This window comes from Pseudomonas sp. DNDY-54 (assembly GCF_019880365.1).
GTDB classification, from domain to species: domain Bacteria; phylum Pseudomonadota; class Gammaproteobacteria; order Pseudomonadales; family Pseudomonadaceae; genus Stutzerimonas; species Stutzerimonas stutzeri_P.
On record NZ_CP082271.1, the window covers coordinates 1,449,473 to 1,470,450 of the forward strand.

The 20,978-nt window shown below is 59.1% G+C and carries 23 protein-coding genes and 1 pseudogene; 9 read left to right on the forward strand and 15 right to left on the reverse strand.

Features of this window, described 5'->3' with window-relative positions:
• Positions 1 to 147, forward strand: coding sequence for a hypothetical protein (locus tag K4O48_RS06810; RefSeq protein WP_222911296.1), 147 nt, complete (start codon positions 1 to 3; stop codon positions 145 to 147).
• 36 nt (positions 148 to 183) lie between these two features.
• Here the strand turns inward: K4O48_RS06810 and dapC are convergent, their stop codons facing one another.
• From dapC to purM, 5 genes are read right to left on the reverse strand one after another with little or no spacing between them, the layout of a single operon-like run.
• Positions 184 to 1,380, reverse strand: coding sequence for a succinyldiaminopimelate transaminase (dapC, locus tag K4O48_RS06815; RefSeq protein WP_222911297.1), 1,197 nt, complete (start codon positions 1,378 to 1,380; stop codon positions 184 to 186).
• Positions 1,381 to 1,432: 52 nt separating this feature from the next.
• Complete coding sequence (locus K4O48_RS06820) at positions 1,433 to 2,092, reverse strand: COG3650 family protein (protein ID WP_222911298.1); 660 nt, start codon at positions 2,090 to 2,092, stop codon at positions 1,433 to 1,435.
• A 52-nt stretch (positions 2,093 to 2,144) separates the two neighbouring features.
• Entirely contained in the window at positions 2,145 to 2,855 is a 711-nt protein-coding gene (locus K4O48_RS06825; RefSeq protein ID WP_222911299.1) for a DUF3108 domain-containing protein, read from the reverse strand.
• Between the two features lie 8 nt (positions 2,856 to 2,863).
• Positions 2,864 to 3,511: a phosphoribosylglycinamide formyltransferase gene (gene purN, locus K4O48_RS06830; protein WP_222911300.1), complete on the reverse strand. Its 648-nt coding sequence runs from the start codon at positions 3,509 to 3,511 to the stop codon at positions 2,864 to 2,866.
• Complete coding sequence (gene purM / locus K4O48_RS06835) at positions 3,511 to 4,569, reverse strand: phosphoribosylformylglycinamidine cyclo-ligase (RefSeq protein WP_222911301.1); 1,059 nt, start codon at positions 4,567 to 4,569, stop codon at positions 3,511 to 3,513. Before purM ends, purN begins: the two co-directional genes overlap by 1 nt.
• 323 nt (positions 4,570 to 4,892) lie before the next feature.
• Between purM and K4O48_RS06840 the strand changes: the two genes are divergently transcribed.
• From K4O48_RS06840 to hda, 3 genes are all read left to right on the forward strand, one after another.
• The gene (locus K4O48_RS06840; protein ID WP_222911302.1) at positions 4,893 to 5,972 is read left to right on the forward strand and encodes a DUF2066 domain-containing protein; all 1,080 of its coding nucleotides are present in this window, start codon (positions 4,893 to 4,895) and stop codon (positions 5,970 to 5,972) included.
• A 134-nt stretch (positions 5,973 to 6,106) separates the two neighbouring features.
• Positions 6,107 to 7,195, forward strand: a complete 1,089-nt coding sequence (locus K4O48_RS06845) for an AI-2E family transporter (RefSeq protein ID WP_222911303.1) — start codon at positions 6,107 to 6,109, stop codon at positions 7,193 to 7,195.
• A complete protein-coding gene (gene hda, locus K4O48_RS06850; protein ID WP_222911304.1) occupies positions 7,192 to 7,896 on the forward strand; it encodes a DnaA regulatory inactivator Hda in 705 nt (234 codons plus the stop codon). Before K4O48_RS06845 ends, hda begins: the two co-directional genes overlap by 4 nt.
• 342 nt (positions 7,897 to 8,238) lie before the next feature.
• On the opposite strand, the gene K4O48_RS06855 is transcribed toward hda, so the two are convergent.
• From K4O48_RS06855 to arsC, 3 genes are read right to left on the reverse strand one after another with little or no spacing between them, the layout of a single operon-like run.
• Entirely contained in the window at positions 8,239 to 8,649 is a 411-nt protein-coding gene (locus K4O48_RS06855; RefSeq protein WP_222911305.1) for a DUF2069 domain-containing protein, read from the reverse strand.
• Positions 8,642 to 9,247, reverse strand: coding sequence for an NAD(P)H:quinone oxidoreductase (wrbA, locus tag K4O48_RS06860; protein ID WP_222911306.1), 606 nt, complete (start codon positions 9,245 to 9,247; stop codon positions 8,642 to 8,644). Before wrbA ends, K4O48_RS06855 begins: the two co-directional genes overlap by 8 nt.
• Positions 9,244 to 9,597, reverse strand: a complete 354-nt coding sequence (gene arsC, locus K4O48_RS06865; protein WP_222911307.1) for an arsenate reductase (glutaredoxin) — start codon at positions 9,595 to 9,597, stop codon at positions 9,244 to 9,246. The genes wrbA and arsC overlap by 4 nt, the downstream gene beginning before the upstream one ends.
• A 161-nt stretch (positions 9,598 to 9,758) precedes the next feature.
• On the opposite strand from arsC, the gene K4O48_RS06870 reads away from it, so the two are divergent.
• Positions 9,759 to 10,979: a virulence factor BrkB family protein gene (locus tag K4O48_RS06870; protein ID WP_222911308.1), complete on the forward strand. Its 1,221-nt coding sequence runs from the start codon at positions 9,759 to 9,761 to the stop codon at positions 10,977 to 10,979.
• A 34-nt stretch (positions 10,980 to 11,013) separates the two neighbouring features.
• A complete protein-coding gene (locus K4O48_RS06875) occupies positions 11,014 to 11,475 on the forward strand; it encodes a TlpA family protein disulfide reductase (RefSeq protein ID WP_222911309.1) in 462 nt (153 codons plus the stop codon).
• A 31-nt stretch (positions 11,476 to 11,506) separates the two neighbouring features.
• On the opposite strand, the gene K4O48_RS06880 is transcribed toward K4O48_RS06875, so the two are convergent.
• From K4O48_RS06880 to K4O48_RS06895, 4 genes are all read right to left on the reverse strand, one after another.
• The gene (locus tag K4O48_RS06880; RefSeq protein WP_222911310.1) at positions 11,507 to 12,079 is read right to left on the reverse strand and encodes a lytic transglycosylase domain-containing protein; all 573 of its coding nucleotides are present in this window, start codon (positions 12,077 to 12,079) and stop codon (positions 11,507 to 11,509) included.
• A gap of 9 nt (positions 12,080 to 12,088) precedes the next feature.
• The gene (locus tag K4O48_RS06885; protein WP_222911311.1) at positions 12,089 to 13,036 is read right to left on the reverse strand and encodes a hypothetical protein; all 948 of its coding nucleotides are present in this window, start codon (positions 13,034 to 13,036) and stop codon (positions 12,089 to 12,091) included.
• Positions 13,037 to 13,044: 8 nt separating this feature from the next.
• Complete coding sequence (locus K4O48_RS06890) at positions 13,045 to 14,760, reverse strand: proline--tRNA ligase (protein WP_222911312.1); 1,716 nt, start codon at positions 14,758 to 14,760, stop codon at positions 13,045 to 13,047.
• A gap of 162 nt (positions 14,761 to 14,922) precedes the next feature.
• Positions 14,923 to 16,203, reverse strand: a complete 1,281-nt coding sequence (locus tag K4O48_RS06895) for an OprD family porin (RefSeq protein ID WP_222911313.1) — start codon at positions 16,201 to 16,203, stop codon at positions 14,923 to 14,925.
• A 455-nt stretch (positions 16,204 to 16,658) separates the two neighbouring features.
• Between K4O48_RS06895 and K4O48_RS06900 the strand changes: the two genes are divergently transcribed.
• Complete coding sequence (locus K4O48_RS06900; protein ID WP_222911314.1) at positions 16,659 to 17,081, forward strand: HIT family protein; 423 nt, start codon at positions 16,659 to 16,661, stop codon at positions 17,079 to 17,081.
• A 3-nt stretch (positions 17,082 to 17,084) separates the two neighbouring features.
• Positions 17,085 to 17,291, forward strand: coding sequence for a SlyX family protein (locus tag K4O48_RS06905; RefSeq protein ID WP_222911315.1), 207 nt, complete (start codon positions 17,085 to 17,087; stop codon positions 17,289 to 17,291).
• A gap of 62 nt (positions 17,292 to 17,353) precedes the next feature.
• Here K4O48_RS06905 and K4O48_RS20450 read toward each other — a convergent pair whose 3' ends face one another.
• From K4O48_RS20450 to K4O48_RS06915, 3 genes and pseudogenes are all read right to left on the reverse strand, one after another.
• Positions 17,354 to 17,611 (reverse strand): cold-shock protein, encoded by a 258-nt coding sequence (locus tag K4O48_RS20450; protein WP_409518941.1) that lies wholly within the window; start codon positions 17,609 to 17,611, stop codon positions 17,354 to 17,356.
• A 111-nt stretch (positions 17,612 to 17,722) separates the two neighbouring features.
• Positions 17,723 to 17,992: pseudogene (locus tag K4O48_RS20575) on the reverse strand (cold shock domain-containing protein membrane protein); the annotation flags it as partial.
• Positions 17,993 to 18,303: 311 nt separating this feature from the next.
• A complete protein-coding gene (locus tag K4O48_RS06915) occupies positions 18,304 to 18,774 on the reverse strand; it encodes a Dps family protein (RefSeq protein ID WP_222911317.1) in 471 nt (156 codons plus the stop codon).
• A gap of 372 nt (positions 18,775 to 19,146) precedes the next feature.
• Between K4O48_RS06915 and aspS the strand changes: the two genes are divergently transcribed.
• Entirely contained in the window at positions 19,147 to 20,922 is a 1,776-nt protein-coding gene (gene aspS / locus K4O48_RS06920; RefSeq protein ID WP_222911318.1) for an aspartate--tRNA ligase, read from the forward strand.
• The last annotated feature ends 56 nt before the right edge of the window (positions 20,923 to 20,978 follow it).

Genomic DNA, 20,978 nt, shown 5'->3' on the forward strand with positions numbered 1-20,978 from the left:
ATGAACGAGCCCGAAAAGCCGGACCTGGATGAGCACGACAAGCGTGACGACACCACCTCAGCAGATATTCCGGAGCACATGAAACCAGAGAATCTGGAAAAACTGCGCGACTACGGCAAGGACATGATCCCACCGGGTGTCGCCTGACCTGGAGGCCGGACGCCACGGCGTCCGGCTCCCACATCACAACCGGGCGATGAAGGCGCGAATCCGCTCGGCAGCTTCGATGCAATCGTTCAGGGGTGCGACCAGCGCCATGCGCACTCGCCCTGTACCGGGGCTAATGGCATCCACCTCACGCGACAGATAAGAGCCTGGCACCACGGTGACATGCTCCCGGTCATACAGCTCTCGGGTAAATTGCTGATCGTCGATGGGGGTTTTCGGCCATAGGTAAAAGCCGCCATCAGGGCGTTGCACATCCATTACTGGCGCGAGGATGTCCAGTACCGCGTCGAATTTTTCGCGGTACAGCTGACGGTTGGCCTGTACATGCGCTTCGTCGTTCCACGCCGCAATGCTAGCCAACTGCGTTTGCACAGGCATGGCACAGCCGTGGTAAGTGCGGTAGAGCAAAAAAGCCTTGAGGATGTCCGCGTCGCCTGCGACAAATCCGGAGCGCAGCCCCGGCAGGTTCGAGCGTTTGGACAGGCTGTGGAACACGACGCAACGTTTGAAATCTCCACGACCCAGCGCCGCGCACGCTGTGAGCAGCCCGGCTGGCGGACTCGCTTCATCGAAATAGAGCTCGCTGTAGCACTCATCTGCCGCGATGACGAAATCATGCTCATCGGCGAGTGCGATCAGCTTTTTGAGCGTGTCGAGCGGCACCAGCGCACCGGTGGGGTTTCCTGGCGAGCAGAGGAAGAGAATCTGGGTGCGTTGCCAGGTCTCGGCCGGAACCGCATCGAAATCCGGATTGAAGCCGTTTTCGACGGTGCAGGGCAGATAGTGCGGCGTGGCGCCGGCCAGAAGTGTCGCGCCCTCGTAGATCTGATAGAACGGATTTGGACTGATCACCAGCGCGTCAGCGCTGCGGTTGACCACGGCCTGGGTGAACGCGAACAGGGCTTCACGGGTGCCGTTGACTGGAAGCACATGACGCGCCGGATCGAGGCTGCCGGTGTTGACGCTGAAGCGGCGCTCGCACCAGCCGGCAATCGATTCACGCAGCGCGGGGATTCCGAGCGTAGACGGGTATACCGAGAGTTGATCGAGGTTGGCCGCCAACGCCTGAGCGACAAAATCAGGTGAGGGATGCTTGGGTTCGCCGATCGAGAGGGCGATTGGGCGTTTGTCGGCAGGCGGTTGTGTACCGGCGAGCAGGGCGCGGAGTTTCTCGAACGGGTAGGGCTGAAGCAGCGAAAGGTCTTTATTCATGTTCAGTGTCTTCGAAACATTGGGAAGCGCGCCGGAACGCGGTTCGTGAGATTCACTCGTTGCGCGCGCCACCGTAGTAGGCGCAGCCACGCAGCGTCTGGTCGTCGAGGCGCAGCTCGGCGGTCAGATGGGTGACGGCCCCTGTGGCGCTGTCGACGCAGCGTTGGGGCGCAACCCATAGATCGAGGCGTTGATTGTTTGCTTCGCTGCTGAAACTGGTTTGCCCACCCGGCAGCTGTTCCTCCAAGAAAGGCACTGCCAATGGCGCATGATCGGGACGCTCGAGCAGCATGCCCTGGGTCGTGATTGTTAGGCTCCAGCCAGGCTCGTGGCCGCCGGCGCGCAGGGCCAGTCGGTCAAACCCCTTTGCGCCGCAGCCTGGGCCTTCGGCCTGCAGGCGATAGACCTGGGTCAGTTGCAATTGGCCGGTGCCGTTTGCTCTGGAGAGCAATCTGCCGCGCACATCGGCGAACAGTGGCTGGCCACCGTCTGCCAGTAACGCTTGAGCATCGTCTGGCAGTCCGGTAGCAGCGGAATCAAGCAGTTCGAGTTGCCGGGTGCCCTGGCAGGAACGCAACAGCAGCATGCCTTCACTGTGTGTGATGTCACCTTGTAGCCGCTCGGTCGGATAGGTCGGCTCGTCGCCCCAGGGCAGCGCTTGACAGCCAGCGAACAGGGGCAGGGTGAGCAGCAGGAGGCGGGCAAGATTCATGAATGGGCTCGGTATGGCGGGGAGACTGCGCGAGCACGCTGGCGCAGAGGGTTCAGTCACCTTTTACGGTCTTGCCGCCGACGGTGCCTTCGTCGAGCATGATCTGGTACTCCTTACCGTCTTTTTCCACCTGATGCAGGCGGACCAGCAGGTAATCCCAGTCACTGGCGAACCACAGGATCGTCTGGCGCTTACTTTGTGTCGGATCTCGGACCCGCTCCACTTTGATTGCGTCCACCTGACCTGCTTTAGTGCTGACCTTTTCTTCACCAAGAACACGGAAGTCGTAGGTTTCGATCTCGTCGCCGTCGACTACCTGATAGCTCATGCTTTTTTCGCCCGCCGCCACGGCATGCTGAAGGGCAATCTGATAGGTGGATTTGTCCAGCAGGCCACGATCGAGCGGCAGCTTGACCGGGTCACCGCGATCCTCGCCGACCACTTGTTTGGCGGCCCAGTCGAAGTCGTGTTTGATGGTCTTGCCCTTGCCGAGTCCGCTGCGCTTCAGGCGATATTTCTGAGGTACAAAGGTTTCGCCTTCAACCGTGAACGTGCTGCGTTCGTTGAAGCTGGCCACCAACATGGATGCTTCGAAATCCAGCTCCCAGACGTCACCCTCGAGTTTTTCCAGGCTGCGTTGGGCGGTGCCGCTGACCGGCACCTGTTTCCAGTCCGCGGTGTAGCTGGCGGAGAAGGGCTTAAGCTCAAGGGCGTGAGCCGGCAGGGCCAGCACGGCAAGAGCGAGCAGCAGGGCGCGACGCATAATTTCTCCTAGATTCGTAACAGGTAGCCGGTAGGCGGCAACAGGGTTTCATCCAGCATCGCGCCTTGCTCGGCCAGGCGCAAGCGCCCCTCGGCGAACCAGCGGACGGCCAGCGGATAGATGATGTGCTCGGCGGCATGCACTCGACCGGTGAGTGAGTCGACGTTCTCGTCTGGCTCGACGGTGAATGCAGCCTGTATCGCCACGGGGCCGCCGTCGAGCTCTTCGGTGACGAAATGCACGCTGCATCCGTGCTCGTGATCGCCGGCTTCGAGCGCCCGGCGGTGGGTATCCAGGCCCTTGTATTTGGGCAGCAACGAGGGGTGGATATTGAGCAAACGGCCCTGGTAATGGCGCACGAAACCCGGCGTGAGAATGCGCATAAAGCCCGCCAAGACCACCAGCTGCGGCTGATAGGTGTCGATAATTTCCATCAGCGCCGCATCGAAGGCTTCGCGGTTGGCGAAATCCTTGTGCTGTACGACGTCTGTAGCGATACCGGCGGCGTGAGCGCGCTGCAGCCCAAAGGCTTCAGCACGATTTGAAACCACCGCGCAGATGCGAGCCGGGTTGTCGTTGCCGAGGCTGTCGATCAAGGCCTGCAGGTTGCTGCCGGACCCCGAAATGAGCACTACGACATTGCAGGCTGCAGTCATCAGTGGGTTTTCAAATTGTTCAATACGACGCGTTCGGCACCCTCGGTAGCGGATGCGATCTGGCCGATCACCCAGGGCTTTTCGCCGGCGCCGCGCAGGTTTTCGAGGACCGTCTCGACCTGGTCCTGAGCCACGCAAATCACCATCCCGACGCCGCAGTTCAAAACCCGGTGCATTTCATGCTCTTCAACGTTGCCCTGCTGCTGCAGCCAGTCGAAGACTGCCGGACGCTGCCAGCTAGCGACGTCGATCACGGCCTGGCTGCCTTCCGGTAGAACCCGGGGAATGTTGTCCAGCAGGCCGCCGCCGGTGATGTGGGCCATCGCTTTGACCGCGCCGGTTTCCTTGATCAGTTTGAGCAGCGGCTTGACGTAGATACGCGTTGGCGCCATCAGCAGCTCGGTCAGCGGCTTGTCGTCGAGTTGGGTGTTTTCGATATCCGCGCCGGACACCTCGATGATCTTGCGGATCAGCGAATAACCGTTGGAATGCGGACCGGAGGAGGGCAGCGCGATCAGCGCATCGCCGGCAATGACTTTAGAGCCATCGATGATCTCGCTCTTTTCCACTACACCCACGCAGAACCCGGCCAGATCGTAGTCTTCACCTTCGTACATGCCAGGCATCTCAGCCGTCTCGCCACCCACCAGTGAACAGCCGGCCAGCTCGCAGCCGGCGCCAATGCCGGTCACCACAGTGGCGGCGATATCGACATTCAATTTGCCAGTGGCGTAGTAATCGAGGAAGAACAGCGGTTCAGCTCCGCAGACCACCAGGTCGTTGACGCACATCGCTACCAGGTCCTGGCCGATGCTGTCGTGCTTATTGAGGTTCAGCGCCAGGCGCAGCTTGGTACCGACACCATCGGTACCCGATACCAATACTGGCTGCTTGTAGCCTGCCGGAATCTCGCAGAGCGCGCCGAAGCCGCCCAGGCCGCCCATCACTTCAGGACGCGCAGTACGCTTGGCCACGCCTTTGATACGTTCAACCAGCGCTTCGCCTGCATCGATGTCGACACCGGCGTCCTTGTAGCTAATGGAGGGTTGCTTGCTCATAGAGATCCGGACCTGTGAGGAGAGTGCGGGGCGACCGGTGGACGAGGTGGAAGTCTCGGCGTGGCGATGGCGCCGGACCGGTCTGCGGAAAGCGCGCGATTTTATCAGGCTTGCTGCATAGCAGCCATCCCGCACACGCCTGGTGCAGGGCTGGCGCAAGAGAAACCGGCCGAATCTGTTAACCGTAGGCAACTGGCTGCTGTAGCGGTTGCCCCGGTTCAGGCGCCTGTTTAAGGTATAACGCTTGATTTTCCGTGGCCGGACCCGGTCGTTGTCTGCGACCGCCTGGCTTCTTCATGACTGGCCATCCAGCGAGTACCCTCATGCGCCTAATCCCCCGTCTCTTGGCCCTTTGCTGTGCGCTCGCTTCTGTGCACAGCATGGCGACGCCTCTCAACGATCTGTATCAGGTGCGCGAACCGGTTGCCAACCAGCAGCCAGAAGAGCGGGAAGAAGCGCTCCGCAAGGCCTTTGATACGTTGGTGTTGCGCTTGACGGGTGATGCGAAAACGGATCAGGTCGCGCAGCTTCGTGCGGACCCGCAGCAACTCGTCAGCCGGTATGCCTACGAAGACAATGCCGTCGTGGTGAGCTTCGATCCTATTACCACCGAACGCGCCCTGCGCTCCGCGGGGTTGCCGCTATGGGGCGCTGACCGCCCTAGCATCCTGACCTGGTGGTTGGGTGAATCACCCAACGGCTCGCAGCTTGTAGGTGATGCTCAGGAAGGCTCTTCCGCGTTGCGCGCCGCGGCCCAGCACAGAGGGTTGCCGTTGCGACTGCCGTTGGCCGATCTGAGTGAGCAATTGGCCGCCACTGCAGAGACCGTCACCGCCAAAGAGCCTCAAGCGCTTCGTGAGGCTTCTGATCGTTACGATGCCGATGGGTTGCTGGCGGTGCTCGCGAAGCAATCCGGTGATAGCTGGGAGGCCAGCTGGCGGCTCTGGGTGGGCGACAAGCAGACGCAGGGCAAGGCAAGTGGCGACAGTCGCGCCGCGGTGGCTGATGAGGTGATGTTGGCGGTCAGCACCTTCCTTGCGCCGCAGTATCGTGTGGCGGCAGGTGACACGTCCGAGATTACGCTCGAGGTGTTGGGCGCCGATGTGGAGCGCTTTGCCGAACTGGATCGCCTGCTCGAACCGTTCGGTGCTCGCCTGCAGCGGGTCGAGAGTGATCGATTGGTGTACCGCCTCAATGCCAGTCCTGAACAGTTGCGTTCACAGCTGGCCCTGGCGCGCCTGCAAGAAGTGCCGGCGGATGAAATCGAAACGCCGCCGGCAAATCCCGGAATGGCCGCCACCGATGCGCAGCCGATCGATGCTGAAGCGCCGCTCGAGGCGCCGGCCGAACCCGTCGCTGAGAGACCGGCGGATGAAGGCGAGGTGCTGCGCTTTCGCTGGTAACCGTGCTTAACGCCTGCTGAACAGGCCGCAAACAATGCGAGCGCCGTGGCTGGCCGCGCTCGCAGATCATCGCTACCCCTTTCGACTGCAGAGACCGTGCGGCCTCGAATCAACCGGAACAAGGCGTTCTGACTATGATCATGACTCACACCAACCGCTGGCTATGGCTGGCGGGGCTGTTATTGCTTGGCTGGTTGATCTACCAGCTTTCACCGATCCTTTCGCCCTTTCTAGTCGGCATTTTGCTGGCTTACCTGGGTGATCCCCTTGTAGATCGGCTTGAGCGCTGGAAGCTCTCGCGTACCTGGGGCGTAATCTTGGTTTTTGCGCTGTTTATCCTGCTGTGTCTATTGGCGCTGCTGGTGCTGGTGCCGATGCTTGGAAAACAGCTGATGCACCTGTATCAACTGGCCCCTCAGGCGCTCGATTGGCTGCAGGTTACAGCGTTGCCCTGGGTACAAATGCAGTTTGGACTCGACGACGATTTTTGGCGCTTCGATCAACTCAAGACCGCATTTTCCGAGAATCTCGGCAGTACCAAAGACGTTGTGGCGGTCATTCTGAGCCAGGCGACCGCGTCGAGCATTGCCTTGCTGGCTTGGCTAGCGAATCTCTTGCTGGTACCTGTGGTGTGCTTCTATCTGCTGCGGGACTGGGACGTGATCATGGCCAAGCTTCGCTCGCTCTTACCGCGACGGCAGGAAGACACCATCATGGATTTGATGCGCGAGTGCCATGAGGTCATCGGTGCCTTTTTACGGGGGCAGCTGCTGGTCATGCTGGCCCTCGCCGTGGTGTATTCCGCCGGTCTGATGCTGCTCGGTGTCGAATTGGGGCTGCTGATAGGCGTGCTCGCCGGCCTTGCGAGCATCGTGCCCTACATGGGATTTGTGGTGGGTATCGGCGCGGCAGTAGTCGCCGTGTTGTTCCAGTTCGGGCTCGAACTTTACCCATTGCTGGGCGTTGCGGCGGTTTTTACCGCCGGGCAAATGCTTGAAGGAATGCTGCTCACCCCATTGTTGGTGGGGGACCGAATAGGTCTGCACCCGGTTGCGGTCATCTTCGCGGTATTGGCTGGGGGGCAGCTGTTCGGGTTCACTGGCGTGTTGCTGGCGTTGCCGGTGGCGGCGGTGATCATGGTTCTGCTGCGTCACATGCACGATCTCTATAAACTCTCGGACCTTTACGCAGATCCGCCGACTGACCCGCCCCGCCAACCATGAAACCCATCCAGTTGCCCTTGGGCATCCGTCTTCGTGACGATGCGACCTTCGCTAATTACTACCCTGGCGCTAATGCCGCCGCTCTGGGCTACGTCGAGCGTGTCTGTTCGCCAGAGGCCGGTTGGTCCGATGAGCTGATTTACCTCTGGGGCAGTGCTGGGGTGGGGCGTAGCCATCTACTGCAAGCCGCCTGTTTGCGTGTGGAGCAGCGAGGCGAGATGGCGGTGTATCTGCCGTTGGCCGAGGTGGCTGAATATGGCCCAGCGCTTCTGGATAATCTGGAACAGAGTGAACTGGTGTGTCTGGATGATCTCGACGCGGTTGCCGGCGACCCGGTGTGGGAAGAGGCGCTCTTCCACCTGTTCAATCGGCTACGTGACAGCGGCCGGCGCCTGCTGTTGGCTGCCGACGCTTCGCCGCGAGAGGTTGCCGTGCGGCTGCCGGATCTCAAGTCGCGCCTGAGCCTCTCGCTGGTATTTCAGCTGCAGGAGCTGTCCGATGAGGACAAGTTGCGTGCGTTGCAACTGCGTGCGTCGCGCCGTGGTTTGAACCTGCCAGATGATGTGGGTCGTTTCATCCTCACCCGCGGTGCCCGTGACATGAGTGCGCTGTTCGAACTGCTTGATCGACTCGACCAGGCCTCGCTGCAGGCGCAACGCAAGCTGACCATTCCGTTTCTCAAGGAAACGCTCGGCTGGTGATGATTCGGTTGCGGAGTCGCTGAGGTTGAGAATTCAGTTGGATTGCTTACGGTCGAACCCGCCGCTATCCGTCCGTCCCCTTGTTCGCATCTCAATGGCCGAGCATCGGGTTAGCTGTTCTTCTGGCGATTAACCGATGGTGGGCTGAAGCCCACCCTACATCAGACATCAGCGATCACACACCAGCCATTAGACACCAGCGCTTCGTCGCGTCGGGTCTAACGGGTGTTCCGGCGTTAATTGCTGGTGGTTTGAAGCCCACCCTACTTCTGACACGATCGCTTCGTAGGGTGGGCTTCAGCCCACCAATATCGATGCGAGACTCCTACGCTAAGCAATTCCTCAGCTTTCACCCGCCGCTTTGCGCCCGTATTGATAAGCCCAGCGGGTATAGAGCAGGGCGCTGATAAACAGCGTCAGGCTGATGATCGCCTCCAGCCAGCCGTACACCATCCGGGTCGGGTTGATCGCAGCGAGTACGCCCTGAATGAAGTAGAGATTGACGATGAAGCAGGTCCAGGCGTGGGCGCGAGGGCTGCCGGATATCATGCCGGGCGCGACCAAAAGCAGAGGAATTAGCTGGATGCTGACCACGACCCAGGTACGGGCCCCGTGCAGGTCGGCAAACGCGAGATTCCAGACGATCAGCAGGGCGGCAAGACCGAGAAAGCTTGCCAGGCTAATGGCGCGACTCGCTTTTACCCGTGGCGTCAGCCATTCCAGAGATGGAAGGGGTTTGGGCTTTCTAGCCACAGGCATTCTCCAACCGCTTGGCTGTCTGCGCGAGGCGCAGACCCAGTGCGCGGCACAGACTGATTTCATGTTCATCCAGCAAGCGCTTGCCATCGGCTCCTGCATGGTGGCTGGGGCCGTACGGTGTGCCGCCGCCCCGGGTCTCGAGCAGTGCGTTTTCGCTGTAGGGCAAACCGAGCACCAGCATGCCGTGGTGCAGTAGAGGCAGCAGCATGGATAGCAGGGTTGTTTCCTGTCCGCCATGTAGGCTGGAGGTCGAGGTGAAGACGCCAGCGGGCTTGCCCACCAACTCACCAGTCAGCCAGAGCCCGCTGGTGCCGTCGAGAAAATATTTGAGCGGGGCAGCCATGTTGCCGAAGCGCGTCGGGCTGCCAAGCGCCAGGCCGGAACAGTTTTTCAAGTCATCCAGGGTCGCATAGATCGCGCCTTGGTCTGGAATCACGGGTGCTGTCGCTTCGCATTCGGTGGACACCGCCGGCACAGTGCGCAGGCGCGCCTCGAGGCCAGCCTGCTCGACACCACGTGCAATCTGACGCGCCATTTCGGCTGTGGCGCCGTGGCGACTGTAGTACAGCACCAGGATGTACGGCGCGCTCATGGCAAGATCTCCAGCACCTTCTCAGGTGGGCGACCGACTACCGCAACGTCACCATTAACCAGAATGGGGCGCTCGATCAGTTTGGGATGAGCGACCATCGCCTCGATGATCTGAGTGTCGCTAAGGCTCGGGTCGGCCAGGTTGAGCGCCTTGTATTCTTCTTCGCCAGTGCGCAGCAACTGCCGCGGCCCGATGCCCAGTCGAGCCAGAATCTGCTTGAGTTCAGTGGCTGACGGTGGTGTTTCCAGATAGCGGACCACGGTAGGGTTCAGCCCGCGCTGTTCGAGCAGCTCCAACGCGCCTCGAGACTTCGAGCAGCGTGGGTTGTGATAAAGGATCAGTTCGGTCATTTCTCGTTGCTTCGCGCCAGTGTAGTTTCGCCATTCTAACCTTCAATGCAGCACGGCCTGAAACGCCGGTCGCGAACGAGTGTCTGCCAAGGTACGCTTTCCGCATGTCATAGGCTTTGTAATGCGGGTTCCGACGATCCGGTGGGCGCCGAGGAGATTGAATGCAGCAACGGATGAAGGATTTCATGGAGTTCGGCCGCTTTTTGGTGCACCGCTTCCTGGCGGACCGAGGCCCCCACAGTGCTGCCGCATTGACCTATACCACGCTCTTCGCGGTGGTCCCGATGATGACGGTGACCTTCGCCATGCTCTCGGCTATCCCGGCGTTTCAAGGCGTGGGCGAGCAGATTCAGATGTATATTTTCAGTAATTTCATCCCCTCGACAGGCGCAACCATTCAAGAGTATTTGGTCGCCTTTACCGACCAGGCCAGGCAGCTCACGTGGTTCGGCGTGGGGTTTCTCATGGCAACGGCGTTGATGATGCTGCTGACCATCGAAAAGGCATTCAACGTGATTTGGCGAGTACGCCAGCCGCGCCGTGGTATCTCGAGCTTTTTGCTGTACTGGGCCATTCTCAGCCTGGGCCCGTTGTTGCTGGGTGCGGGTTTTGCCATGAGTACCTACATCACCTCACTCTCACTCATCTCCGGGCCGCATGCGTTGATCGGTGCGCGCACAGTGCTCAAGGCCATGCCGCTGGTGCTGAGTGTGGCGGCGTTTACCCTGATTTATGCGGCGGTGCCGAATACGCGTGTGCCGATTCGGCATGCGGTCGTTGGCGGCTTCTTCACTGCGGTGTTATTCGAGGCGGCCAAGCAACTGTTCGGCTTGTATGTCAGCTACTTTCCCAGCTATCAACTGATCTACGGGGCGTTCGCTGCGGTGCCGCTGTTCCTGCTCTGGGTTTACCTTTCCTGGATGATCGTTCTATTCGGTGCGGAGCTGGTGTGTGGGCTGTCGTCGTCGCAGCAATGGCGGCGCCGCTCGGTACCACGCTTGCTTGTCATGCTGGGTTTGCTACGAGTGCTCTATGAAAGCCAGCAGGCCGGACGTGAGGTTCGCCTGCGCGATGCCCATAGAAGCGGTTGGCAGCTACCCGAGGACGAATGGGACGAGATTCTCGAATTTTTCGAGCGCGAGCAGCTCGTCTGCCGAACGGGTTCGTCTGGTTGGGTGCTGTGCCGTGATCTCAGCCACTACACCTTCGACCAGTTGTTGCGCGCCAATCCTTGGCCTCTCTCCGGACGGCAGTCGCTACCCGAGCACCTTGATGAGCCTTGGTATCCAACGCTGCGCCAATCCCTGGAGCTGATGAACAAGGAGCAGGCCAGCCTGTTCGGTGGGAGCGTCGCCGAGTGGCTGCGGGCCCGGCGGGAGTGAATTGAATCGTGACTCAGCACAGCAAGGAATCAAGATGATCAAGCGATCCGTTGGTTTAGTCAGTTTGCTCGCCGGTTTGGCGCTGGCGGGCTGCGCCGAAGATTGGGGTCCTGATCAGAACGGCGAAGCCGTTACAGCGCAGCAGCTCGACGGGCAGTGGGTGTTGATCAATTACTGGGCGGAGTGGTGCGGTCCGTGCCGGACCGAGATTCCTGAGCTCAATGCGCTGAATCAATCGCATGACGACGTCACGGTGCTCGGAGTGAATTTTGACGGGCTGCAGGGCGATGAGTTGATGGACGCGGCACGGGCGCTGGGGATCCAGTTTCGAGTCCTCGGGGTCGATCCAGCGGAACGCCTTGAGCTGCCACGCAGCGCGGTGTTGCCCGTAACCTATATCGTAGATTCAAACGGAGTGGTTCGCGAAAGCCTGGTTGGCGAGCAGACGGCGGACGGTTTGCTTGCGCGTCTGGACGCGCTACGGCAGAAAGAATAGAGCTCTAAGGCGATGTTCACCGCGGTGAACCTCAGGGCTTTACGTACCAGAAGTCCTGCCAGAACCCGATCACCTTGGCTGGGTAGTGCGGTTTTCCAAGGCTGCCGTTATACCTGGCCAGGGCACGATTGATATTGCCGTTTTCCTTTTTCAGGTAGTAGCTGAGGATGGTGCAGCCGTAGCGCAGATTCGTGGCATTGTCAGTAAGGTTGTCCTGCGGACGCCCCAGCTCGGCTTTCCAGAATGGCATTACCTGCATCATCCCCTGCGCGCCAACGCTGGAAATGGCGAAGCGGTCGAAGTGGCTTTCAGCATGAATCAGCGCCAGCACAATGTCCGGTTTCAATCCTGCTTTGCTTGCTTCCTGGTGGACCAGGCGCAGCAACGTCAATCGTTCTTGCGGATCGGAGACGTAACGCTTGAGGCGGGTCGACATGTCCAGTAGCCAGACTTCCGCATCAAACCGATCATGAAAGCTCTCAGCCTCGGCCACGGTACGCTGCATTAGCTCGCGCAGTTCTGGTTCTGGCGCCTGTCGCACAGCCGCAGCGGCCGGTGCAGTCGCGATGAACACAAGCAACCACAGCCATGAGAGTGTCTTCATGGCGCAGTCTCAGTCGTCTTCACCCGGATCGCTGGCTTGACGGCCAGCACCGTGAAGCAAGCTGCGGAGAAACTCTTGCTGCAGATCAGGGTCGTTGCGGGTTAACTCGATCAGGCTTTGTTCGAGCTCGCTGGCTTCTTCTTCGAGCCCAAGGTCCGAAAGGCGCTTGACCCGGTGGACCCATTGGTCAACCTCATCGCCTTCCAGATCATCGAAGATAAGGTCATGCGCTTCGAGCAGCTTTCCACGCAGGTTGCGGCTGACCAGCAACATCGCGTCGGCGCGAGTTTGGTCTTGAGGATCTTCAACCTGTAAATGAAGTCTGCCGATCTGGCTGATGTCCTGGTCGGTGAACGGGCCATCAAGCAAGTTCACTCGTAACATGCCATTGCGATCTGTAGTCAGTTCGTGCGTCTCGGTGCCGGCGATAACCAATACCGGGCGCTCGGCCCACGGCAGGCTGGAGTACTCGAGGCGGGCATCGCGGCGTTGCTCGTCGAGGCTTTCGAGGTTCTGCTGCGAACGGCCATTGGACTCGGCATTGATGAAGGGATTAAGGCCAGCGAACCCGTAGCTGATCCAGTCGCGCGTTGCGCTCTCTGGCAAATTACCGAGCATGATTACGTTGAGCACGTTAGCCCCTATACCGGCGACAACGGCGACCGCACCGAGAGGGATTTCGTATAGCTCGCGCCATGCCTGATAGGGGGTATAGCGGTCATAGCGTCGTGTTACCTCGAAATCGGTAACCTCGAAGGTTTTCTGGTCGAGGATTCGAACGCGCCGCTGAGGCAGCTCCAGTAGCGGTTCGCCCACCTCAATGCGCAAGCTGTGGTCTAGCAGCTTGCGTTCGGTGCGAGCTTCATGTTCGCTGCGTTGTGGCAGCTGGTTGGCGCAGCCACTGATGAAAAGCGCCACGCAAAGCGTGGCGCAGGTTGAAGCACGTCGGTTGAGCATGATTTCCGTCAGCGGCTGGCGCGCGAATTGATGAACTCAAGGATCTCGGCGGTCGGGACGGCCTGGCTTTCCGCATCGCGACGATGCTTGTATTCCAGCGTGCCATCGGCAAGTCCGCGATCGCCAACAACGATGCGATGCGGGATGCCTACCAACTCCATATCAGCAAATTTGACGCCGGGACTGGTTTTTTTGTCACGATCGTCGAGCAGTACGTCGTAGCCGGCAGCGGTGAGTTCCGCGTACAGCTTGTCAGTTGCCTCGCGCACGGCTTGGTTTTCGTATTTCATCGGCACCAGGGCGATCTGGAACGGCGCCAACGCATCCGGCCAGAGAATGCCACGGTCGTCGTAGTTCTGCTCGATCGCGGCGGCGACCACGCGAGACACACCTATACCGTAGCAACCCATGGTCAGCGTGACCGGCTTGCCGTTTTCGCCCATGACGCTGCAGTTCATCGCCTCGCTGTACTTGGTGCCGAGCTGGAAAATGTGCCCCACCTCGATACCGCGCTTGATGACCAGCGTGCCCACGCCATCGGGGCTCGGGTCGCCCGCGACGACGTTGCGCAGATCCGCGACTTCAGGTAGCGGCAGATCGCGTTCCCAGTTAAGGCCGAAATAGTGCTTGTCTTCCTGGTTGGCACCGGCTGCGAAATCACTCATGAGTGCCACCGATCGATCAATGACGCAATCGATTGGCATGTTCAACGGGCCCAGAGAGCCAGGCCCGGCACCAATCGCCGCACGAATTTGCTCATCGGACGCGAACACCAGCGGGCTTTCAACCTGAGCCAGGTTCGCTGCCTTGATCTCGTTCAGTTCATGATCGCCGCGCACGACCAGCGCGACCAACTGGCCTTTTTCTTTTCCATGCACGACTAGCGTCTTGATGGTTTTTTCAATGGGAAGCTGGAACTGCTCTACTAGCGCAGCGATGGTCTTGCAGTTTGGTGTGTCGACAAGACGCAGCTCTTCGCTGGCCGCGCCACGCTCGGTCTCGCGGGGAATCGCTTCTGCCTTCTCAATGTTGGCGGCGTAATCAGAACTGTCGCTGAACGCGATATCGTCTTCCCCGGATTCGGCAAGGACATGAAACTCATGCGAGCCGGTACCACCAATTGATCCCGTATCGGCCTGCACGGGGCGGAAATTCAAGCCCAGACGCGTGAACACGTTGCAGTACGCTTGGTGCATGCGGTCATAGGTTTCTTGCAGCGACTGCTGGTCCGCATGGAAGGAGTAAGCATCTTTCATCAGAAACTCGCGCCCGCGCATCAGGCCGAAGCGGGGGCGGATCTCATCGCGGAATTTAGTCTGGATCTGGAAGAAGTTGATTGGCAATTGCTTGTAGCTGTTTAGCTCGGTGCGCGCCAAGTCGGTGATGACTTCTTCGTGGGTTGGGCCGACGCAGAACTCGCGGTCATGGCGGTCCTTTACGCGCAACAGTTCGGGTCCGTATTGCTCCCAGCGACCGGACTCCTGCCAGAGCTCGGCAGGTTGAATCGCGGGCATCAGGACTTCCAGCGCGCCGGCCTTGTTCATCTCGTCGCGGACGATAGCCTCGGCCTTGCGCAACGCACGCAGCCCCATCGGCATCCAGGTGTAAAGACCGGAAGCCAGCTTGCGGATCATCCCTGCACGCAGCATCAGCTGATGGCTAATGACTACAGCGTCGGAAGGCGTTTCTTTAAGGGTCGAAAGCAGGAACTGACTGGTGCGCATGTGGCCGTTGTGTCCTTGCAAAGCGGGGAAATTGGCTCGGCATTGTACGGCGGCGTCACGATGGCGTACAGAATCGTTCCGATAGCATGCAAGGTTGAAAACCAAGAAGCCCGGCGCAGGGCCGGGCTTCTTGTGTCACTCGAGTTGTAGCTGCTTCCTGAATTACAGGATGTTCAGCGGGTACTCGACGATAAGGCGGGTGTCGCTCAGGTCATTATCCAAGCCATTGGTGGCTTGATAGAACGCTTGGCGTACGCGCAGGGAAAGATCCTTGGCGGGACCTTCCTGGAACACATATTTAGCTTCGATATCCCATTCGGTTTCTTCAGCATCAGGACCGACCGGCATGTCGATATTGCTACCTGCAACATAACGGGTCATGAAGCTGAGACCCGATACGCCATATGCGGCCATATCCAGGTCATAGCGGACCTGCCAAGACTGCTCGTCCTTATTGTAAAAATCTGAGTACTGTACCGAGTTACCCAGCCAAACTGTGCCGCCGCCATCTATACCATAACCATAGCCGGCTTGAATCGGGTTGCCCTGGTTGTCGGTTGTAAAATAACCGCCATGGGATTTCTGATATGCCGCAGTAAAGCTATGCGCACCCAGGGAGTAGGTTGCAGCAAGGCTCCAGATCGTGTTGTCCTCGTCGCTTCCGTTACCGGTAAACTCGGACTCGTACTCGGTCTGGTATATGTTGAAGTCAAACGCGAGCGATTGGTCTGCTTCAAGGGCCATACTGTAGTTGACGTTGCCGTAAATCTTTTCGAACGCGTCTTTGACATCGGAGTAGTACAGTGACGTGCTGAGGCTGTCGCTGAATGCATACGTACCGCCGACGAGATTGATCTCTTTCAGGCCTACGGAGTCGTGGTCCGATTCAGATTTCGCGCTCAGTGCAGTAAAGCGGCCGACGTTCAGCTCAAGTCCATCGATCTCGCTGCTGGTGATCAGGCCGCCACGTGCGGTTTCGGGCAGCAGGCGCGCATCATCGGTGGAGAACACTGGCAGCGCTACAAACTGAGTGCCGTATTTCAGGACGGTATCCGAAACGCGGAATTTGACCGCAACGCCAGCTTCGGAATAGTCGTCTTGTGGCTTGCCTTCGCTGTCCCTCGGGAAAATATCCGGCCAGGCACGACCTTCGCCGCTGTCAAGCTTGACGCCCAGCAGGCCAATAGCATCGACGCCGACACCGACGGTGCCTTGAGTGAAGCCGGATTCGAAGGTGCCGATGAAGCCGTGGCCCCATGCTTCACGGTAGCTCTGGCCAGCGTCACCACGGAAATCACGGTTCATATACAGGTTGCGGTTGAAGATAGTAAGGCTGCTGCCTTCCACAAAGCCTTCCGACTCCGACTGGCTGGACGCCAGCGCCATTTGCGACGTGCCGGCCGCAACGGCCATGGCGATTACGCTCCACTTCATCACTTTCATTCGTGATTGCTCCTTTGGTTTCAAATTGGTGCTTGCTTTCCGGGCGTGCGCCGGAAAGAGGCATCTTTTATTTTCGGTATACAAGCTCAATTCAATCCTTGTCTGCCTAGCTGGTCGAAACCTGCAGCAAGCCTGGAATGTATATCCCGAGAACTACTGTTTAGCTGGGTAAACTAGCGCGAGCAAGCTTAACCCAGCTATTTACGTTTTTCTTCCCCCCCGCGCCGTGCTTTTTTCTGTAAAGCAAATACCGTGCACAGAACGCGAAATCTCGTTTTCATCGGGATTTCGGTGTGTTCGGTCAGTCTGCGTGGCTCTACTACAGGGCGGGGTGGTTTGGTATCGCGCTGGTTTGGTGCGCTTGGGTTTGACGACGTTCGTGCGCGTCGGAGTATCCTTCAGTACGGTCACGTAGCTGGCGCTGCGGGGAACTCGACTATCAAAGGAGTCACGTTATGTTCGTTCTTGATTCACGCCTGGAGCAGGACACTCTGAATCTGGGAGATTTTCCGTTGTGCCGGTTGCTGCTGATGAACGACGCCAATTACCCCTGGTTTATTTTGGTGCCGCGCCGTGAGGAGGTCAGTGAGCTGTTTCAGTTGGATCCGGCAGATCAGCAGACGCTATGGCGGGAAGCGACGTCGCTGGCCGAGACGCTCAAGGACACCTTTGGTGCGGATAAGATGAATGTCGCAACGCTGGGTAACGTGGTAAGTCAGTTGCATATGCATGTAATCGCCCGGCGTCGTAATGATGTGGCCTGGCCGGCGCCTGTCTGGGGTGCGCAGCCTGCGAGTCCATACAGCGGCTCGCAGGTTGATTCGATCAAGCAGAAACTGAAACTGGTGCTTACCGATAACTTTCGTTTCGCGGAGTGATGTATGGAGCTGGAACAACGGATTGTCGACCTTGAGGCGCGCTTGGCGTTTCAAGACGATACGATCCAGACGTTAAGTGACGTGATGTTTGCACAAGCGCAAGCGGTTGAACGGCTTCAGGCGCAGCTTGAACTGCTCGCCCGCCGGCAGGAAGACATGCAGGGCAGGCTGGGTGCGGAAGATGATGAAGCGCCTCCGCCGCACTATTGATCGGGTGCTGCCCAAGCAAGGCGCCAGACTTTTAATTTTCTGGCGCTAGCAGCTACGTTGCCTTATTGCGTCGCAATGACGTCTTCGGCCTGCAAGCCCTTGTCGCGCATCATGATGGTGAATTCGACGCGTTGGCCTTCTACCAGAACCCGGTGCCCTTCGCCGCGAATGGCTCGGAAGTGGACGAAGACATCGTCGCCACTGTCCCGTGAGATGAAGCCGAACCCCTTCGAGGTATTGAACCATTTCACCGTGCCGGTCTCGCGCCCGGCAGCCGGTCCGGCGGGTGCGGCGGTGCGCTTGGGCTGGCTTTTTCTCACGCTCGAGGCGCGGCTGCTGTCGGTTGTGTGTAGGTCCTTTGACTGGGCAGTTGCTAACTGCAGCAGTACGGCAAAGCAAACGAGTACGAGGCTGGCAAGGGTAGCTGGTTGGCCGGCGATAGATACGATTGGAATCAGCACCACGGCGGCCTGAATTACTGCCGCAGCGATTAACAGGACGGATGCCGCCAACAGGACTGGCCTGTTATGGGCAATCACATTTGGCTGTACGGATGCAGCGAACTGTACATTCAGCAGGCCCAGCAGCAGCAAGCACAATGCCTCGGGCTGTAGCAGCAGCGGTGTTGCACCGGTGAGGCTGGGGGCAAACGATAACGTCAGGGCAGCAATGCCCGTTAATACATGGATGATCTTAAGCATTCTTTTGGCTCGCAGTTAAATAGCACGACAGAAAGCGGCAGGCGTTGGGCGCAATTGAAGAACTGAGCGTGGGAAAGCGAATGCTCGTAGTTGACAGTGCCCAGCCTGCGGCGCGCGCGTATTTAACAGTAAAGAGGGGCGCTGCTCAAATGGCCTGTCCGCTTGGCCAGCTTTGCAGGAGCAACGGAAGGCGGGCGATTGCCTAGCTGTTGTGACCGAGGTGGCCCGGTTCGTGACGCTGATTTGGGGGTTGGGCAGAAGGAGATAGCCGTTCGGCTATCTCCTTAGGGGTGCCGGTTTGACGTTCGGCGTTAGGCTGCTAGCAGGCTACGCAGCATCCAAGCGGTTTTTTCATGGATCTGCATGCGCTGGGTTAGCAGGTCGGCCGTTGGCTCGTCGCTGACTTTTTCCAGCAGCGGGAAAATGCCCCGAGCAGTGCGAACGACCGCCTCTTGGCCTTCAACCAGTAGCTTGATCATCTCATCGGCCGATGGAATGCCTTCCTGCTCCTTGATCGAGGAAAGCTTCGAGTAGGCGGCATAGGTCCCCGGTGCTGGGAAACCCAGTGCGCGGATACGCTCGGCGATATCGTCAACAGCGACCGCAAGCTCGGTGTATTGAGTCTCGAACATGGTGTGGAGGGTGTTGAACATCGGCCCTGTCACGTTCCAATGAAAGTTATGCGTCTTCAGGTACAGCGTATAGGTGTCGGCCAGTAGGCGGGACAAGCCCTCTGCAATCGCGGCGCGATCCTGTTCGGCAATACCAATGTCGATTTCCATGGTTCTCTCCCGTTTGATGATCTGTGATGTTATGCCAGAAATGAGTGGCCTTGGTCAGCGGCGCACTGTCGCCATTAGCGATCTACTGCTTTGGAAGCCTTTGGGCTGACTTCGGTTCAACAACGTCGGCTATCACTTCGATTAAGCAGGCCTATCTGCCCCGGCTGCGTTGAAGCCATTATGCAGATATAATCCCGCGCTTGTGTCGGGCGGCTCTTTTCGCCATTACAGGTGGCGCCGCGCTCTACCGTCGGCCGCTCCATCCAACGCCGGCTAGTGAATTCAGACAGAGCGCCACGAAGCTGCCCTCTGTCATAGTCGCGAGTCGAGCGACCCAACGAATTTTTCAAGATACGAGAAGCGAACCTCATAATGATGCGCAGCCACTATTGCGGCCAATTGAACGAAAGCCTGGATGGTCAGGAAATTACACTTTGCGGCTGGGTTCACCGCCGCCGCGATCACGGCGGGGTCATCTTCCTCGACGTGCGCGACCGTGAAGGCCTGGCTCAGGTCGTGTTCGATCCCGATCGTGCCGAGACCTTCACAGCTGCGGACAAGGTGCGCAGCGAGTACGTCGTCAAGATCACCGGCAAGGTACGGTTGCGTCCAGAAGGCGCGCGCAATCCGAACATGGCGTCCGGCGCTATCGAAGTACTGGGTTACGAACTCGAAGTCCTGAACGAAGCGGAAACCCCACCGTTCCCACTCAACGAATACAGTGACGTCGGCGAGGAAACCCGCCTGCGTTATCGCTTCATCGATCTGCGTCGCCCGGAAATGGCCGAGAAGCTCAAGCTGCGGTCTCGCATCACCGCCAGCATCCGTCGCTACCTCGACGAAAACGGCTTTCTCGACGTTGAGACGCCCATACTTGGCCGTCCCACACCTGAAGGCGCGCGTGACTACCTGGTGCCCAGCCGTACTCATCCCGGTAACTTCTTTGCGCTCCCGCAATCGCCTCAGCTGTTCAAGCAGTTGCTGATGGTTGCAGGCTTCGACCGCTACTACCAGATAGCCAAATGCTTCCGTGATGAAGACCTGCGCGCTGATCGTCAACCGGAATTCACCCAGATCGACATCGAAACCAGCTTCCTCGAAGAAGCCGACATCATCAGCATCACCGAAGGCATGGTGCGCAAGCTGTTCAAGGAAGTGCTGGGCGTCGAGTTCGGCGATTTCCCACACATGCCGTTCGAGGAAGCCATGCGTCGGTACGGCTCGGACAAGCCCGATCTGCGCATTCCGCTCGAGCTGGTTGATGTGGCCGATCAACTGCAACAGGTCGAGTTCAAGGTGTTCAGCGGTCCGGCGAATGATCCAAAGTGCCGCGTTGCTGCACTACGGGTTCCGGGCGGAGCGAGCATGCCGCGCAAGCAGATTGATGACTACACGAAGTTCGTCGGCATCTACGGCGCCAAAGGTCTGGCCTATATAAAGGTCAACGAGCGCGCCAAGGGCGTCGAGGGCCTGCAGTCGCCGATCGTGAAAAACATCCCCGAAGATAAGCTGAATGTGATTCTCGACCGGGTCGGCGCTGTCGACGGTGACATCGTGTTCTTTGGCGCGGATAAGGCCAAGATCGTGTCCGAGGCGCTAGGGGCGCTGCGCATCAAGCTGGGCCACGACCTGAAACTGCTGACCTGCGAGTGGGCGCCGATGTGGGTCGTCGACTTCCCCATGTTCGAAGAGAACGACGACGGCTCGCTTAGTGCACTTCACCACCCCTTTACGGCGCCCAAATGCACGCCTGCAGAGCTTGAGGCCGATCCGGCCGGCGCGTTGTCCCGTGCCTACGACATGGTGCTCAACGGCACCGAGCTGGGTGGCGGTTCGATCCGTATTCACCGCAAGGACATGCAGCAGACCGTATTCCGCATTCTAGGTATCGACGAGGCGGAGCAGGACGAGAAGTTCGGCTTCCTGCTCGATGCGCTCAAGTTCGGCGCGCCGCCTCATGGTGGTCTGGCGTTCGGCCTTGATCGCCTGGTGATGCTGATGACCGGCGCGCAATCTATTCGTGAAGTCATCGCCTTCCCGAAAACCCAGAGTGCCGCGGACGTGATGACTCAGGCGCCGGGCGCGGTCGATACCAAGGCGTTGCGAGAGTTGCACATTCGCCTGCGCGAGCAGCCGAAAGCCGAATAACAGCGGTGCAGGAGCCCAGGGAAACCTGGGCTCTTGGTTTCAGCAAGACGAAGTTG